Raw genomic sequence first — 15,802 nt, 5'->3', positions numbered from 1 at the left:
CCGGCGACCGTGACCACAGAGAGCGACCGTGAACCCTGACCGACGCCCCCTGATCGGCATCACCAGCTACCAGGACGAGGCCGCCTGGTCCGTCTGGCGCCAGCGCGCCAGCCTCGTCCCGCAGACCTACGTGGACTCCGTCGCCGCGGCGGGCGGCGCGCCCGTGCTGCTACCGCCGCAGCCCGGCGACGCCGGCCCTCTGCTGGACGCGCTGGACGGCCTGGTGCTGGCCGGCGGACCCGACATCGACCCCGCCCGCTACGCCGCCGAGGCCGACCCGCGGACCGGCCCACCGCACCAGGCCCGCGACGACTGGGAGCTGACCCTGCTGCGCGGCGCCCTCGACCGCGACCTGCCGGTGCTCGGCGTCTGCCGCGGCATGCAGCTGCTGAACGTCGCCCTCGGCGGCACCCTCCGGCAGCACCTGCCCGAGCGGAGCCACCAGATCGTCCCGGCCGAGTTCGTCCGCCGCCGCGTCGACGTCGAGGCGGGCAGCCGACTGGCCGCCGTCCTCGGACCGGCCGCCGAGGTCAACTGCTACCACCACCAGGCCACCGACCGCACCGGAAACGGGCTGCGCGTCACCGCCCGGGCCGACGACGGGACGGTCGAAGCACTCGAACTGCCCGGCCACCGCTTCGCGCTGGGCGTCCAGTGGCACCCCGAGACGGACCCGGACGACCCGCGCCTGTTCCGCGCGCTCGTCGAGGCGAGCCGCCTTCCCGCCGATCACGCTCGCGCACGCCCCAGGGAGACGACCCGATGACCGACCCCGACCTCTACCAGGTGGTCAACCCCGCCACCGAGGAGGTGATCAGCACCGTCGAACTGGCCGGCCTCGCCGAGACCGACGCCGCCGTCGCCCGCGCCCGGGCCGCCTTCGACACCTGGCGCCGGGTCGCCCCCGCCGACCGGGCCCGGCTGCTGCGCGCCTTCGCCGCCGCCGTCGACGGCGACCGGGAGCACCTCGCCGCCCTGGAGGTGGCCAACGCCGGCCACACCATCGGCAACGCCCGCTGGGAGGCCGGCAACGCCCGCGACGTCATCGAGTACTACGCCGCCGCCCCCGAACGGCTCTTCGGCCGGCAGATCCCGGTGGCCGGCGGCCTTGACGTCACCTTCCAGGAACCGCTCGGCGTCGTCGGCGTCATCGTGCCCTGGAACTTCCCGATGCCGATCGCCGCCTGGGCCCTGGCCCCGGCGCTGGCCGCCGGCAACACCGTCATCGTCAAGCCCGCCGAACTCACCCCCCTCACCGCCCTGCGGCTGGGCGAACTCGCCCTCGAAGCCGGCCTCCCCGAGGGCGTGCTGCAGATCCTGCCCGGCCGCGGCCCGGTGGTCGGCGCACGCTTCGTCACCCACCCGGACGTGCGCAAGGTGGTGTTCACCGGCTCGACCCGGGTCGGCAAGGAGATCATGGCGGGCTGCGCCGCCCAGGTGAAGCCGGTCACCCTCGAACTCGGCGGCAAGAGCGCCAACCTCGTGTTCGCCGACGCCGACCTCGCCAAGGCCGCCGCCACCGCCCCCTACGCCGTCTTCGACAACGCCGGCCAGGACTGCTGCGCCCGCTCCCGGATCCTCGTCGAGGCCTCCGTCCACGACGAGTTCATGGCGCTGCTGGAGCCGGCCGTGCGGGCCGTGCGGGTCGGCGACCCGGCCGACGAGAAGACCGAGATGGGCCCGCTGATCTCCGCCGCCCACCACGCCCGGGTCGCCTCCTACGTCCGGGACGAGTCGGCGGTCGCGTTCCGGGGCACCGCCCCGGACGGCCCCGGCTTCTGGTTCCCGCCGACGGTGCTGGCGCCCGTCCGGCACGACGACCCGGCGTTCACCGAGGAGATCTTCGGACCGGTCGTCACCGTCGTCCCGTTCCGCGACGAGGAGGACGCGCTGCGGATCGCCAACGCCACCGAGTACGGCCTCTCCGGGTCCATCTGGACCAGGGACGTCGGCCGCGCACTGCGGGTCTCCCGCGGCGTCGAGGCCGGCAACCTCTCCGTCAACTCGCACTCCTCGGTGCGCTACTCGACGCCCTTCGGCGGCTTCAAGCAGTCCGGGCTCGGCCGCGAGCTCGGCCCGGACGCCCTCGCCGCCTTCACCCAGACCAAGAACGTCTTCATCTCCACGGAGGAATGATCAGCATGAGCGAGCGACTCGACGGCCGGGTGGCCGTCATCACCGGCGCGGGCAGCGGCATCGGTCTGGCCACCGCCCGGCGGTTCGCCGCCGAGGGCGCCAAGGTGGTCTGCGTGGACCTCGACCCGGAGACCGGGTCCAAGGCCGCCAACGAGGTCGGCGGCCTCTTCATCCAGGCCGACGTCACCGACGAGGACGCCGTCCGCGACCTCTTCCAGCGGGCCGTGGACGAGTACGGGCGGCTCGACATCGCCTTCAACAACGCGGGCATCTCCCCGCCGGACGACGACTCGATCCTCACCACCGGCCTGGACGCCTGGAAGCGCGTCCAGGAGGTCAACCTGACCTCCGTCTACCTCTGCTGCAAGTACGCGATCCCGCACATGCAGCGCCAGGGCAAGGGCTCGATCATCAACACCGCCTCCTTCGTGGCGGTGATGGGCGCCGCCACCTCGCAGATCTCCTACAGCGCCTCCAAGGGCGGGGTGCTGGCGATGTCGCGCGAGCTGGGCGTGCAGTTCGCCCGCGAGGGCATCCGCGTCAACGCCCTCTGCCCGGGGCCGGTCAACACCCCGCTGCTCCAGGAGCTCTTCGCCAAGGACCCGGAGCGCGCCGCCCGCCGCCTCGTCCACATCCCCGTCGGCCGCTTCGCCGAGCCGGAGGAGATCGCCGCGGCGGTCGCCTTCCTGGCCTCCGACGACTCGTCCTTCATGACCGCCAACACCTTCCTCGTCGACGGCGGCATCTCCGGCGCCTACGTCACCCCCCAGTAGTCCCCGCCCCCACCACCAGGACCGGCCGGCGCACCGCGGGATGCGCCGGCCGGCCGCTTGACGATCACTGGCCGTGGCGTCCGGGGCGACGTCGCGGCGATCTCGCGTGGGCACTCCGCGAGGACACACCGAGGTGAGGCTCCGGCCACCGTGAAGCGGAAACCCGGTGTGCGTGCAACCTTTCGACCCGCTCACCGCATCTACCTGGTGTCAGGGTGCTGTGAGGGGGAGGGGTGCTTCAGGTGTAGTCACGGACACGCGGACCCGGGGCGGGTGCCGGCGCCCGGTCGCCGCCGGACCGGCGGCCTGTCAGCGTTCTCCTCATCGGCGGGGCCTTCTCGGGAATTCACCGGAGGCCCTTTTCCCGCATGCCGTCCGAAGAAATGCGCGGCGGAATTCACGGCTGGACTCCGGGTATCTGTGACACGGCCGGGACATTACTGTTCGCCTGATCGTTCGATGCGTCAGAAATGGGCGCTAGCATTCCGGCATGGCTTCTCAACTTCCCCCGATATGGAATGCGTCCGACGCCGGAGAGAACCCGCCGGCGCGAAGTTCGCCGCTGCGGCTGGTCCGCCACGGTGGGACCTTCCTGGGCGTCAGCGTGGTGTCCGGTGCGCTGTTGGCCGGTGTGGCGCTGCCCGCCGTCGGCGCGTTCGGGCTGACCGCCAAGAGCACGGCGGAGAGCTTCGAGGACATTCCGGGCGAATTCAAGACGCCGCCGCTGACGCAGGCCACGCAGATCTTCGACGCCAAGGGCGGGCTGATCGCCAAGGTCTACGAGCGCGACCGCACCGTCATTCCTGCCGACCAGATGTCCCCGTTCATGCGCCAGGCGCAGGTCGACATCGAGGACGCGCGGTTCTACGAGCACGGCGCGGTGGACCTCAAGGGCGTGCTGCGGGCGGCCGGCAAGAACGCGGAGAGCGGCACCGCCTCGCAGGGTGCCTCGACGCTGACCCAGCAGTACGTGAAGAACGTCAATGTGGAGAAGGCCGGCGAGGACCAGGCGGCCGTCCTGGAGGCGCAGCGCAAGACGCTGGGCCGCAAGATCCAGGAGCTGAAGGTCGCCATCAAACTGGAAGAGGAGATGACGAAGGACGAGATCCTCACCAACTACCTGAACATCACCTTCTACGGTCACGGCGCGTACGGGGTGGAGGCGGCCTCGCAGCGCTACTTCGGCAAGAGCAACAAGGACCTCACCGTCGCCGAGGCCGCCACGCTGGCCGGCATGGTGCAGAACCCCTCGCTGTACGACCCGGTGCGCTTTCCGGAGAACACGGTGAAGCGCCGGAACGTGGTGCTCGACAAGATGGTCGAGAACAAGCACCTCACCGCGGACCAGGCCAAGGAGGCGAAGGCCGCGCCGCTGGGTCTGCAGTACCGGGAGCCGCAGAACGGCTGCATCACCGCCCAGGCGGGCATGGGCTTCTTCTGCGACTACGTCCGGCACGTGGTGAAGCAGGACCCGGCGTTCGGCGCGAGTGCCGCCGAGCGGAAGAAGTTCTGGGACCAGGGCGGTCTCAACGTCTACACCACCATGGACCCGGACAAGCAGGCCGCCGCCCAGAACGCGGTGACCACCAAAGTGAAGGTCACCGACTCGGTGTCGGCCGCCGCGACGATGATGGAGCCGGGCACCGGCAAGATCCTGGCGATGGCCCAGACCCGCCCCTACGGCCTGGACGCGAAGAAGAACCAGACGGTCGTCAACCTCAACGTCGACGCGGCGATGGGCGGCGGCAACGGCTTCCAGCCCGGGTCGACCTTCAAGCCGATCGTCGCGGCCGCCGCGATGGAGGCGGGCCTGTCGCCGGTCACCGAGTACTCCTCCCCGAACAAGCTCGAGTACCCGACGATGAAGACCTGTGCGGGCACCTGGAAGAACACCGACAAGCCCAAGACCGTGGTGCCGAACGAGTCCGCCAGTGAGAAGGGCCCCTACCAGCTGAAGGAGGCGATGGCCCGCTCGATCAACACCTACTTCGTGCAGATGGAGCAGGAGATCGGCCTCTGCTCGGTCAAGCAGATGGCGAACAAGCTCGGCATCACCACCCGGGCCAGCGGCAAGCCCCTGGACGAGGTGCCGGCGATGGCGCTGGGCGTGGAGGAGATGAGCCCGCTGACCATGGCCAACGTCTACGCGACCTTCGCCGCCGGGGGCAAGTACTGCGCCCCGACCGCGATCAACAAGATCACCACCGTGGACGGCAAGGACATCGCCGTCCCGGCTGCCAACTGCGGCCAGGCGTTCTCCGAGTCGACGGCCCAGGTGCTGAACACCATCCTCAACGGCGTGACCGCGGACGGCACCGGATCGGCGCTCAACCTGGAGGGCGACCGGCAGATCGCCGGCAAGACCGGCACCTCGGACAAGAAGCGGGCCGCCTGGTTCAGCGGTTACACCCCGCAGCTCGCCACGTCGGTCTGGCTCGGCGGGCCGGCCGGCGGTGTCGAGATGCGCAACATCACCATCGGTGGCAAGCACTTCTCGGAGGTGTTCGGTGCCGACGGCCCCGGCCCGATCTGGCAGCTGGCGATGAACCTGGCCCTTCGCGGGGAGCCGAAGAAGTCCTTGAAGATGGCCGACATCCCCGACCCGGCGCCGAAGACCGACCCCAACGCGAGCGGCTCGACCCCGCCGTCCGCTCCGCCGGCCACCACCCCGGCCGGTCCGCAGCACTGACGCCCGCGGCTGGTCGGGGTGCGCGCCCCGACCACCCGCCGTGGTTCTCCCGTCGCCGGGCTGCCGGACAACCGGGCGGCCCGGCAGTCCGGCGGCTCAGGGGCGGTGTCGGAGGCGCCCGTTAGCCTGGCGCCATGCCTTTGCTGAGTCACGCCGTGCTGACCGACCCGGAGTTCCTCGTCCCACCGGTCCCCGACTCCCCGCCGGGCGGCGTCGCCTGGCTGAGGTCGTCCGTCGCGCGCTTCAGCAGCGGCGCGGCCCACCGCCGCAGACGTGCGCTCGCGGAGGCCGAGCTGGCGTCCGTCGACCCGGACGCTCTTCGGCTGCGGGCGGCCGAGCGGGGGGACGGGCCGGTCGAGGTGCTCGCCGAGGCGCTCGGCCTGCCGCCGGCGGTGGCCGGGGACGTCGCCGTCGTGGCGGCGTCGTACCAGCCGCACACCGCGGTCACGGAGGAGGCGGACCGGGCGCTCGCCCGGCTGGTCGAGGTGTGCGGAGGCGTCGCCGACGAGGCCACGGCCAACCGGATCGGGCTGCTCGTCCAGGCCTGCGACGCGACCAAGGCCCTGGTGGCCCACACGGTGGCGGGGCGCACCGATCCGCCGGTGCCCCTGACCCGCCGGGTGGCGCCGGACGGCACGCTCGTGGAGGTCGGCCTGGCGGACGAACCGTTCGGCGCCGGCCCGCACGCCTGCCCCGGCCGTGCGCACGCGCTCGCCCTCGCGGCCGGCCTGGTGGAGGCGACGGCCCGATGACCACCGCCTTCCACGCCCTGCACCACGCGGACCGGCCGTTGCTGCTGCCCAACGCCTGGGACTTCGCCTCGGCCGCGGCGCTGTCCGCCGCCGGGTTCGCCGCCCTCGGCACCACCAGCCTCGGCGTGGCCGCGGCCCACGGCATTCCCGACGCCGCGGGCCTGGCCCGGGACGAGACCGTGGCACTGGCCGGGCGGCTGGTCCGGCTGCCCTGTCCGGTCACCGTCGACATCGAGGCCGGCTTCAGTACGGACCCGGCCGAAGTGGGCGACCTGGCAGTCGAGTTGGCCGAGCTGGGAGTCGCCGGGGTCAACCTGGAGGACGGCCGCGACGACCACCTGGCCGACCCCGCGGCGCAGGAGGCGCTGGTCCGCGAGGTGAAGCGCCGGGCGCCGGGGATCTTCCTCAACGCCCGCACGGACACCTACTGGCTCGGGGTGGAGGCCTCGGTGCCCGCGACGCTGGACCGGGCGCGACGGTACGTGGACGCGGGCGCGGACGGCGTCTTCGTGCCCGGCCTAGCGCGCGAGGGGGACATCGCCGCCGTGACGGCCGCGGTGCCGGTCCCGGTGAACGTCCTGCACCTGCCGGCGCTGGGCCTGGACCGGCTGGCGGAGCTGGGCGTGCGCCGGGTCAGCACCGGCTCCCTGCTGTTCCGTGCGGCCCTGGGTGCCGCGGTCGGTACGGCGGTCGCCGTCCGGGACGGCGGACAGCTGCCCGCCGGCATCCCCGGCTACGCGGAGGTCGACGCGCTCAGCGGCTAGCCCGGGGCCGACCGGACACCCCGGCGGTCCGGGGAGGTCACGGCGTGGCGTGGCGGAGGATGTCGAGGACTTCGTCGGTGATCGCGGCCTCGTTCCGTTCCAGGTCCGGGCCGGTGAGCCGGTCGGCGGGCTCGGGGAGGCCGGTGAGCACGGGGGTGTGGAGGTGGCCGCCGGGCAGCCGCGGGGCGAGTTCCAGCCGCAGTCGGTTGGAGCGGTAGGCCACCTCGTTGGACAGGTACCCGCCGCCCCCGCCCTCGACGGCCCGGGAGCCCGGGGTGGGGCCGTCCTCGCGGTCGACCGGCGCGTCGCCCCCGGCGGGGATCTCGGTGACCACGGTGTTCAGCTGGACGGGGTACGGCTGCTGCACGGCGGTCATGGCCGCGGCGGGCAGGGTGGTGGCGATGAACTCGGCACCGGGCCCCATGCCCGGGGCGGTCACCGGGTGCTCCCGGGTGCCGCCGGAGAGCGTGCCGGTGTTGTCCGGGTACGGGTCGGCGGAGCGGGCGCGGCCGGCCCAGGCCTCCACGGTGAACAGCCCGGGGTAGCCCTGGCTGATGGTGGTGATCTGGTCGGCGGACCGCGGGCCGGGGGAGAGGCGCGGGCCGAAGGCGCGCTCGACGATGCCGTGGTCGAAGTCGGCGTAGCGGACGGGGAGCAGTACGGCCCGGATCTCGGCCCGGGTGCCGTCCGCCAGGGTGATCCGCAGACCGTTCAGCCGCAGGGCGGCGGCGCCGGAGGGGTTGGCGCGGCGGAGCTCGCCGTCGAGGCCGAAGGGGTCGAAGCCGCTGACGAACACCCGGCGCAGGCCCGGCGTCCCGCTGAACTCGTTGTCCAGCAGCCCGCGGGAGGCGTCCTCGAACCGCGAGCGGAGGTCGGCGGTGTCGACGGGGAAGGCGGGCTGCCACTGGGCGAGCCGGACGGTCATGGCCAGCCGCGTCCAGTAGAGCGGGCGGTCGTCCCGGGCGGGCAGGTCGCCGCCGCGCCGCCGGTCCTGGGCGCGGTCCACCGCCGCCCGCCAGAGCGCCCGGCCCCAGGCGTCCACGAGTTCTCGGGCCTCGGCGGCGTTCCGCGCGGAGCACAGGGCGGCGGGGAACCTCCCGACGAAGTCACCGAGCCCGGCCCGCTCGGTGAAGGCGGCCGCCCTCGGATCCGCCAGCCGTGCCTGTTCGGCGTCGACCGGGGGCGCGGTGGCGGTGCGACAGGCGGGCTGGGCCTGGGCAGCCGCGCTGGTCGGGACCAGGGGGAGGGCGAGCGCGCCGACGAGGCTCGCGGCCAGGAGATAGCGGGTGCATGTCATGAAGTGTGACATTACATCGGCTTGCTGACGCTCCGCCAGATCGCCCCGGGGCGGCCTGCCCCGCCGCTGCCGGCGGCGCCGGGCCCCGGGGTGGACGGTTGACACCGTCGTACCCCGGTCCCTAGCGTGAGGCGCTCCGTCATTACCGGCCGGTAGGGAACGCTCATGGACGCCGATCGCCCGTACGACCTGGTCCTGTTCGGTGCCTCCGGCTTCACCGGCGCACTGACGGCCGAGTACCTGGCCCGGAACGCGCCGGCCGGCTGCCGCTGGGCGCTGGCCGGCCGCAACCGGGGCAAGCTGGAGGCGCTGCGCGCGCACCTCGCCACCCTGCAGCCGGGCTGCGCCGACCTCCCGCTGCTCATCGCGGACTCCACCGACCCCGGCTCGCTGCGGGAGGTGGCGGCCGCGGCCCGGGTGGTGGTCTCCACCGTCGGCCCCTACCTCAGCCACGGGGAGCCGCTGGTGGCCGCCTGCGCGGACGCCGGCACCGACTACGTCGACCTCACCGGCGAACCCGAGTTCGTCGACCGGATGTACCTGCTGCACCACCGCCGGGCCGTCGAGACCGGTGCCCGGCTGGTGCACTCCTGCGGCTTCGACTCGGTGCCGCACGACCTGGGAGTGCTCTTCACCCTGGAGCGGATGCGCGAACTCGGCGCCCTGCCCGACGGCGCCGCGGTCTCGGTACGGGGCTTCGTCCGGGCCGGCGGGACGTTCTCCGGCGGCACCTTCGCCTCCGCGCTGACCGTGATGTCCCGCCCCCGCGCGGCCGCCCGGGCCGCGCGGGAGCGCCGCGCCGCCGACCCCCATCCGGCCGGCCGCAGGATCAGCGCCAAGGCCGGCCCGGTCCGGCGGTCGGCCGAGGCCCGCGCCTGGGCGGTGCCGATGCCCACCATCGATCCGCTGGTGGTCGCCCGCTCGGCCGCCGCCCGGCCGGACTACGGCCCGGTCTTCCGCTACGGCCACTACGCGGCGGTCCGGCGGCTTCCGGTGCTGCTGGCCGGCGGCGCCGGACTCGCCCTGCTGGCGCTCGCCGCCCAACTGCCGCCGCTGCGAAGGGCGCTGACCGGCCTGCGCAAGCCCGGCGCGGGGCCCAGCGCCGAGCAGCGCGCGGCCTCCTGGTTCACCGTCCGCTTCGTCGGTGAGACCGGCCCCGGGCACCGGGTCTTCACCGAGGTGTCCGGGGGCGACCCGGGTTACACGGAGACCGCCAAGATGCTCGCCGAGTCGGCGCTCAGCCTCGCCTACGACGAACTGCCGCCCACCGCCGGCCAGGTCACCCCGGCGGTGGCGATGGGCAGCGCGCTGATCGACCGCCTGACCGCGGCCGGTCTGCGCTTCACCGTCCTGGACGCTCCGCCGGCCACCGCCCCGAGCCGGGGTTAGCGCCGGGCACCACGACGGCAGGGCCCCGACGCCCCGGCCCGGCCCGGCCCGCCCCGCCCCGACCGGGCCGGGCCGGTGCGTCGGTCAGGACAGGATCTCGACGAACCCGTCGGTCCCGTGCACGCGGATCCGCTGCCCGTCCCGGATCAGCCGGGTGGCCCGCTCGACGCCGACGACGGCCGGCAGGCCGTACTCCCGGGCGATGACCGCGCCGTGGGTCATCAGGCCGCCCACCTCCGTCACCAGCCCCGCGATGCCGACGAACACCGGCGACCAGCTGGGGTCCGTGAAGGCCGTGACCAGGATGTCGCCCGCTTCGAGATCGGCCTTCGCCATGTCGAGGACGACACGGGCCCTTCCCTCGACCGTCCCGGCGGACACCGGTACGCCGACCAGGGCCCCGGCAGGCACGTCGTCGCGCCGGTACGCCCCGGTGAGGGCCTCACCGTCCGAGGTGAGCACCCGGGGCGGCGTGAGCGCGTGGTACGAGCGGAACGCGTCCTCGCGCCGCCGGAGGAGCCCGGCGTCCACCCGGTGCGTTCGCACGACGGTGTGGAGTTCCTGGAACGTGAGGTGGAAGGCGTCCTCCCGCTCGGTCAGCACACCGGCCTCCACCAGGCGTTCGGCCTCCCGGAGCAGGGCCTGCTTGTAGACGGCGTAGCGGCTGATGATGCCGTACTTGGGGTACTCCCGGTACCCGATGAAGGTGCGGACCCGGTCGATCATCGCCTTGGTCTCGGCGGCCTTGAGGTCCCCCTCCGGCAGGGCCCGCAGGCGGGTGAGCACGTCCTGTTCCTTCTGCTCGGCCTTCCGCCGCCCCTGCTCGAAGCGGCGTGCGGCGGCGCCCGGTTCGAAGTTCCGGACGTGGTCGAGGATCACGGGCACCAGCGTGTCGGGGCGTTCGCGCCACCGCGGCCTGGTGATGTCGATCTCGCCGACGCAGCGCATGCCGTACCGGTCGAGGTAGGCCTCGATGGCGTCCCGCGCCTCGGTCCCGCCCGCGAGCTTCGCCAGGTCGTCCAGGAAGTCCTCGTCCCCGACGCCCCGCAGGAACGCCACCACCTCCGGGTGCGGGCGGATCACGTCCGCGACGTCGAGCAGCGCCAGCCCCATCTCCGACGTGACGTTGCCGGGGGCGGACAGCGTCAGGGTGTCGGCCGCGTTCTTCTCGCCCAGCCACTCCCGCAGCTTGTCGTTGAGCCACCAGGTGGCCTCCATCCCCGCCATGATCGCCTGGAGGCTCAGCGGGTCGCTGAGCACCCGCTTGTGCTCCTCGAAGGCCTCCAGCAGGAAGTCGAACAGCGCCGGACCGGTCTTCGTCCGGATGTCGCGCTCCAGAGCGGCGACGGACGCCCGGCTGCGTTCGATCAGCCCGGTGACGATCGCCGGATCGGTCGCGATCGGGGTGGGCGCGCCACCGGCCGGCGGGCCGACGGGCGCCGCGTCCGGGACCGTCGGGACGAAGTCACCGCGGTCCAGGACGGTCTCCAGCGCGTCCCTGACCAGCGGATCGCCCCTCCCGATGAGGTCCAGGAGGGCGACCCGGCCGGTGGGCGAGGCGAGGCGCGGGGTGACGTCCACGAACAGCCTGCCGCCGGCCTCGTGCATCGCCACCATGGCCGTCAGCTGCCACATGGAGTACCCCAGCGGCTTCATGGGGTCGGTCATCATCTGACCGTGACCGACGGAGACGTAGACGTGGTTCTCCCGGTCGCCGCGCTCGGGGACGGGGAACAGCGTCGTGACCGGCCGGCTCTGCACGATCCGGAAGCCGTCGTCGACCAGGCACCACTCGATGTCCTGCGGGGTGCCGAAGTGCGCCTCGATCCGCCGCCCGAGCCGCACGAGCCGGAGGACCTGCGCATCCGTCAGCGCGGGCTGCTCGCGGCGCCGCGGCTCGACCGCCACCTCCCGCGTGCCGCCGCCCGGCAGGGCGTACAGGGCGCGCTGCTTGGCGGCGATCGTCCGGACGACGACCTCGTCGCCGCGCACCTTGAAGACGTCCGGGTTCACCAGCCCGGAGACCAGGGCCTCGCCGAGGCCGAAACCGGCGTCCACGGTGGCGACCGTCCGGTCGCCCGTGACGGGGTCGGCCGTGAACAGGATGCCGGCCGCCTCCGGGAGGACCATCCGCTGCACGACCACGGCCATCCGGACCGTACGGTCGTCGATGCCGTTGCGCCGGCGGTAGACCACCGCCCGCTCGGTGAACAGCGAGGCCCAGCACAGGCTGACGTGCCGGAGGACCGCCGCCGGCCCCACGACGTTCAGATAGGTGTCCTGCTGGCCGGCGAAGGAGGCCGTCGGCAGGTCCTCCGCCGTCGCGCTGGAGCGGACGGCGTAGGCGGCCCGCTCGCCGAACCGGCCGAGTGCGCCGGTGATCTCCGCCGCGAGGTCGTGGGGGAGGGCGATCTCCTCGACGGCCCGGCGAATCCGCGCGCTGAGGGTGCGGACCCCGTCGCGGTCGTCCGGGTCCAGGCGCGAGAGTCGGTCGAGCAGACCGTCGATCGACGGAGCCTCCGCCATGATCCGCCGGAAGGCGTCCGTCGTCACGCAGAAGCCGTCCGGCACGTGGACGCCTTCGATCCGCGCGAGCGCGCCCAGGTGCGCACCCTTGCCGCCGACGATCGCGCTCTGGCTCTCGTCCACCTCATGAAGATCCCGCACGTACTGCTCATTCATTGCCGTACCTCCGGGGCAGCCGTCTTCCCTTGCGCTGCGGCGGCCGGTCGGATCACCGGCGCCCGCGATTTCGTCGAACTTCCTGTCGAGCACGTTCCTCATTCCCGCCGGCCGTTCCGCCGGCGCGTCGGCCGGGGCGTACCCCCACGCATCCGCACCGGTCACCGGCGACTCCACCGCTGGCCCCGCCACTGGTCCTGCCCCTGATTCGACGCCACCGTGCCCGCCGTGCGTCGACAGCGACACACGGCCGGCGCACCCCGATTTCCGCAGGTGGTGGCTTCGGCCGACGATTCTGCACCGTGCCGGGGGCCTTGCGGCAAGCCCCCCGCTGCGCTATATCTTGATAACGGCAAGGAGAGTTCTCTCCTTGCCTTCGCCATTTCCGGGCCCATTCCCGTGCGATGGAATGACGAGCTTCTCGCACGTGCGGGCCCACCGCCGTCCGCCGGATCCGGAGGTGGAGCGGGTGGGGCGGGTGGGGTGGTTCGCCCGGCGTGGTGCGTGAGGTGGGCACGTGCCGGGTCCGCACCAGCGGTGCTGCTGTTTTCGGCCGAGCCGCGTCGGACCCGGGTGGGTTGTGTAGGCGTTTTCACAGGTGGCGGCGCCGGTTCCGGTTTGCGGTGCTCCATGATCCGATGGCTTCCGGCCGAACTTCCCGAGGCCCATTGCCGCAGGTGCCGGGACTGGTGGAGGCTCCCCTTCAGACAGCGAGGGTGCGGCCTCCAGGTGTTCCTCTACGAGATTGGACTACACCATCATGGCGATTCGCAGAGTGGTCTCCTCCGTGGCCCTGGCCGGCGTTCTGGCCGGTGGCGCGCTCCTGGCGGCCCCGGCCGCCCAGGCGACCGGCTTCACCTACGTCGGGATGTACCCGAGCGCTGCCGCGTGCGAGACCGCGGGCAAGGCCTACGTGTCGTCGGGCCAGGCGGTCACCTACTTCTGTGACGCGGCCCCGAACACGGCCCGACTCTCCGTCTGGTTCTACTGATCCGCCGGCTGGATTGACCTGCGGGGCCGGTACCCGGAAGGGTGCCGGCCCCGCGCTCCGCCGAGGGGGCATGTCACCGGTAGGGCCCGGCCGTTGTCGGAACCGCGTGAAACGGGTGGCGCTCACCGCCCCGTTCAGCCCGGCAGGGCCTTCGCGACCTCCCGCGCCAGGTCCACCTGGTCCCCCGAGGGGGAGGTCGGAAGCGGCCCGGTCTGCCCCGACCATGCGTCGTCCATGGCGAACCAGTCGATCGCCGCCGGCGGCGCGCCGCTCGTCAGAGCCTCGTCCAGCGACGAGAAGTAGGAGCTCCACCGCCGGGCGTAGAGGCCGGCGACCAGGCCCGCCCACTCCCGGTTCGCGTAGTCGTGCAGCCCGTGGACGTCGCTCGGGACGCGGCCGCTCCAGTTCGCCAGGACCGACCGCGCGTCGTACTCCAGCCGGTCGCGCTCCGCCGCGTCGGCGCCCCACGAGCGGGCGGCGGCGATCCACGGCCCGACCATGGACCGCGCGTCGGTCCCGGACAGGCGGTCGACCAGCGCGAGGTCGGCCCCCCACTCGCGCACCAGCGACCGGAACAGCGTCCGGTTCCGCGCGTGGTAGGCGCTCGCGATCTGCGGCAGCAGCGCTCGCGCCCGGTTGTCCAGCGCCTGCCGGGCGACGTTCACCAGGTCGAACCGGTACGCGTCGCAGGACCGCAACGCCGGTGACACCAGCAGCAGTTCGTCGAGCGCGGCGCGCACCCGTGCCGGGTCGTAGCGCATCGCCGGGGGGCTCCACGTCGCGGCGGTCGCCACGGTCAGGCTCGGGCGCGCCGCGAACAGGCTGTCCTGCGCCTCGCTCCACCGGCCGGACGGCATGCTGTACGGGCCCTGCCGAAGGGCCTCCCACGCCGCCGCCGCATGCGGGTCGGCCGCGCCGTAGCGGCGCGCCGCGTAGGCGGCGAACCACGCGGCCTGATCGATCCCGGCGGGCTCCCAGGCGAGCCGGCCGAACAGCTCGAACGCCGCAGGATCCGTCCCCACCGCCTCCGGCAGGTACGCGATGCCCTGCAGTGCGCTGCCCGGCTTGGTCCGCCACTGCTGGAACCGCCGCACCCACACGGCCGAGTTCGCTCCCGGCGTGGTGTGGCCGCCGAAGTTCGGGATCGTCCCGAAGGCGTACGGGGCGCCCTGCCACTGCGGCTCGCGGTCGAGCCCGTCGTAGCGGTCGGCCAGGCCGTCCAGGATCAGCATCCGGCCGCGGTCCACCCCCGACAGCACGGCGCCCGACGGGTTGCTCTCCCAACCCAGGATCGCCCAGGTGGCCTGCGGGTGCGCCGCCAGCAGGGCCCGCTGCACGGCCCCGGCCGCGGCGCCCACGTCCACCGGCCCCGCGGTGCCGCCCTCGTGCAGCAGGTCCATCTTGTACATCGCGCTGTCGCCGAACGCCTCGCGCTGAGCGCGGTAGTAGGCGGCCGCGAGTCTCGGGAAGGCCGCGCTCGTCGGGTCGAGCCAGTCGGGACGGTCGAGCCCCACCCAGGTGCCCTGCGGTACCACCCTGGCGTCGGCGTTCCTCGCCGCGAAGCCGGGGGGAACGGTGCCGAAGAAGCCGGGCAGCACCGGTGTCATCCCCAGACCGCGGAGGTGGTCCGCGATCCGTCGGCCCAGGGCCGCCCGGGCGGTGAGCAGCCGCTCGGACTCCGGCCCGCCGACCCCGCTCAGGTTCTGCAGCAGCCACCAGCTCTGGTGCGCGGGGGCCGGGATCCACGACCGCAGCTCGGCGGCGCTGTAGCCGAAGCCCTGGAGCGCCTGGTAGTAGGGGAGTTCGGCGCCGGTCTGGACGAACACCTCGTTGAAGCCGTGGAGCGCCAGGACGTCCGCCTCGTGCTGGTACGCGGCGAAGTCCCGGTAGGCGCCCGAGTAGCCGGCGTCGGTGTCGTTGAGCGCGTAGCGGTGCGGGACGACGGCGGTGCGGCCGACCGGGGAGCCGACGCCGGGCAGGACGGCGGGCAGCGCGCCCAGCGAGTCTCCCGGCAGGCCGATGTCCACGTCGGCGACGTTCTCCAGGTACCAGCCGGCTCCGGTCAGCAGACTCGCCGGCGACGTCCCGGACACCGTGACGGCCCCTGCCGTGCCGGACACCGAGAACGAGTCCCCGCCCGCCCCCTTGGCGACCGGGACCAGCGTGAACTGGTCGTGCTGCGCCGGCAGCAGACGCGCCAGAGCGGCGGCCGCCGGACCGGGATCGAACGCCGGCCCCGCCGGCGCGGCGGCGGGGGGCCCCGCGGGCGCCCCCGGCCCCGCCCGCCCCCGCGCCCGCCCCCACCCCCCCGTGCGCATTGCCCACCTCT

At 73.6% G+C, this 15,802-nt stretch carries 11 protein-coding genes; 8 read left to right on the top strand and 3 right to left on the bottom strand.

Annotated features, from left to right (window positions below; all coding sequences use genetic code 11):
* Window positions 1-28 precede the first annotated feature (28 nt).
* The 6 genes from ABZ497_RS25520 to ABZ497_RS25495 all read left to right on the top strand — a co-directional run bounded on the left by ABZ497_RS25520 (window position 29) and on the right by ABZ497_RS25495 (window position 7,114).
* Window positions 29-766, top strand: a complete 738-nt coding sequence (locus ABZ497_RS25520; RefSeq protein ID WP_359808513.1) for a gamma-glutamyl-gamma-aminobutyrate hydrolase family protein — start codon at window positions 29-31, stop codon at window positions 764-766.
* Window positions 763-2,136, top strand: a complete 1,374-nt coding sequence (locus ABZ497_RS25515; protein ID WP_329485421.1) for an aldehyde dehydrogenase family protein — start codon at window positions 763-765, stop codon at window positions 2,134-2,136. Before ABZ497_RS25520 ends, ABZ497_RS25515 begins: the two co-directional genes overlap by 4 nt.
* 5 nt (window positions 2,137-2,141) lie before the next feature.
* Window positions 2,142-2,909, top strand: coding sequence for a 3-oxoacyl-ACP reductase (locus ABZ497_RS25510; RefSeq protein WP_352286669.1), 768 nt, complete (start codon window positions 2,142-2,144; stop codon window positions 2,907-2,909).
* Window positions 2,910-3,399: 490 nt separating this feature from the next.
* Window positions 3,400-5,598, top strand: a complete 2,199-nt coding sequence (locus ABZ497_RS25505) for a transglycosylase domain-containing protein (protein WP_359808511.1) — start codon at window positions 3,400-3,402, stop codon at window positions 5,596-5,598.
* Between the two features lie 134 nt (window positions 5,599-5,732).
* Window positions 5,733-6,350: a hypothetical protein gene (locus ABZ497_RS25500; protein WP_359808509.1), complete on the top strand. Its 618-nt coding sequence runs from the start codon at window positions 5,733-5,735 to the stop codon at window positions 6,348-6,350.
* A complete protein-coding gene (locus ABZ497_RS25495) occupies window positions 6,347-7,114 on the top strand; it encodes an isocitrate lyase/phosphoenolpyruvate mutase family protein (RefSeq protein WP_359808507.1) in 768 nt (255 codons plus the stop codon). Before ABZ497_RS25500 ends, ABZ497_RS25495 begins: the two co-directional genes overlap by 4 nt.
* A gap of 37 nt (window positions 7,115-7,151) precedes the next feature.
* Here the strand turns inward: ABZ497_RS25495 and ABZ497_RS25490 are convergent, their stop codons facing one another.
* On the bottom strand, window positions 7,152-8,411 hold the full coding sequence (locus ABZ497_RS25490) for a pyroglutamyl peptidase (protein WP_359808505.1): 1,260 nt from the start codon (window positions 8,409-8,411) through the stop codon (window positions 7,152-7,154).
* Window positions 8,412-8,576: 165 nt separating this feature from the next.
* On the opposite strand from ABZ497_RS25490, the gene ABZ497_RS25485 reads away from it, so the two are divergent.
* Window positions 8,577-9,800 carry a saccharopine dehydrogenase NADP-binding domain-containing protein gene (locus ABZ497_RS25485; protein WP_359808503.1) on the top strand — a complete coding sequence of 408 codons (1,224 nt, stop codon included), beginning with the start codon at window positions 8,577-8,579 and terminating at the stop codon, window positions 9,798-9,800.
* Between the two features lie 84 nt (window positions 9,801-9,884).
* Here the strand turns inward: ABZ497_RS25485 and rph are convergent, their stop codons facing one another.
* Window positions 9,885-12,482, bottom strand: coding sequence for a rifamycin-inactivating phosphotransferase (gene rph / locus ABZ497_RS25480; protein ID WP_359808501.1), 2,598 nt, complete (start codon window positions 12,480-12,482; stop codon window positions 9,885-9,887).
* Between the two features lie 760 nt (window positions 12,483-13,242).
* Here rph and ABZ497_RS25475 point away from each other — a divergent pair.
* On the top strand, window positions 13,243-13,473 hold the full coding sequence (locus ABZ497_RS25475) for a hypothetical protein (RefSeq protein WP_359808499.1): 231 nt from the start codon (window positions 13,243-13,245) through the stop codon (window positions 13,471-13,473).
* Between the two features lie 134 nt (window positions 13,474-13,607).
* On the opposite strand, the gene ABZ497_RS25470 is transcribed toward ABZ497_RS25475, so the two are convergent.
* Window positions 13,608-15,791 carry an alpha-N-acetylglucosaminidase gene (locus tag ABZ497_RS25470; protein WP_359808497.1) on the bottom strand — a complete coding sequence of 728 codons (2,184 nt, stop codon included), beginning with the start codon at window positions 15,789-15,791 and terminating at the stop codon, window positions 13,608-13,610.
* Window positions 15,792-15,802: the final 11 nt, after the last annotated feature.

Origin of the sequence: Kitasatospora sp. NPDC005751 (genome assembly GCF_040630835.1) — a bacterium.
In the GTDB taxonomy this organism is placed as follows: domain Bacteria; phylum Actinomycetota; class Actinomycetes; order Streptomycetales; family Streptomycetaceae; genus Kitasatospora.
This window is presented reverse-complemented; position numbering and strand designations above follow the sequence as displayed.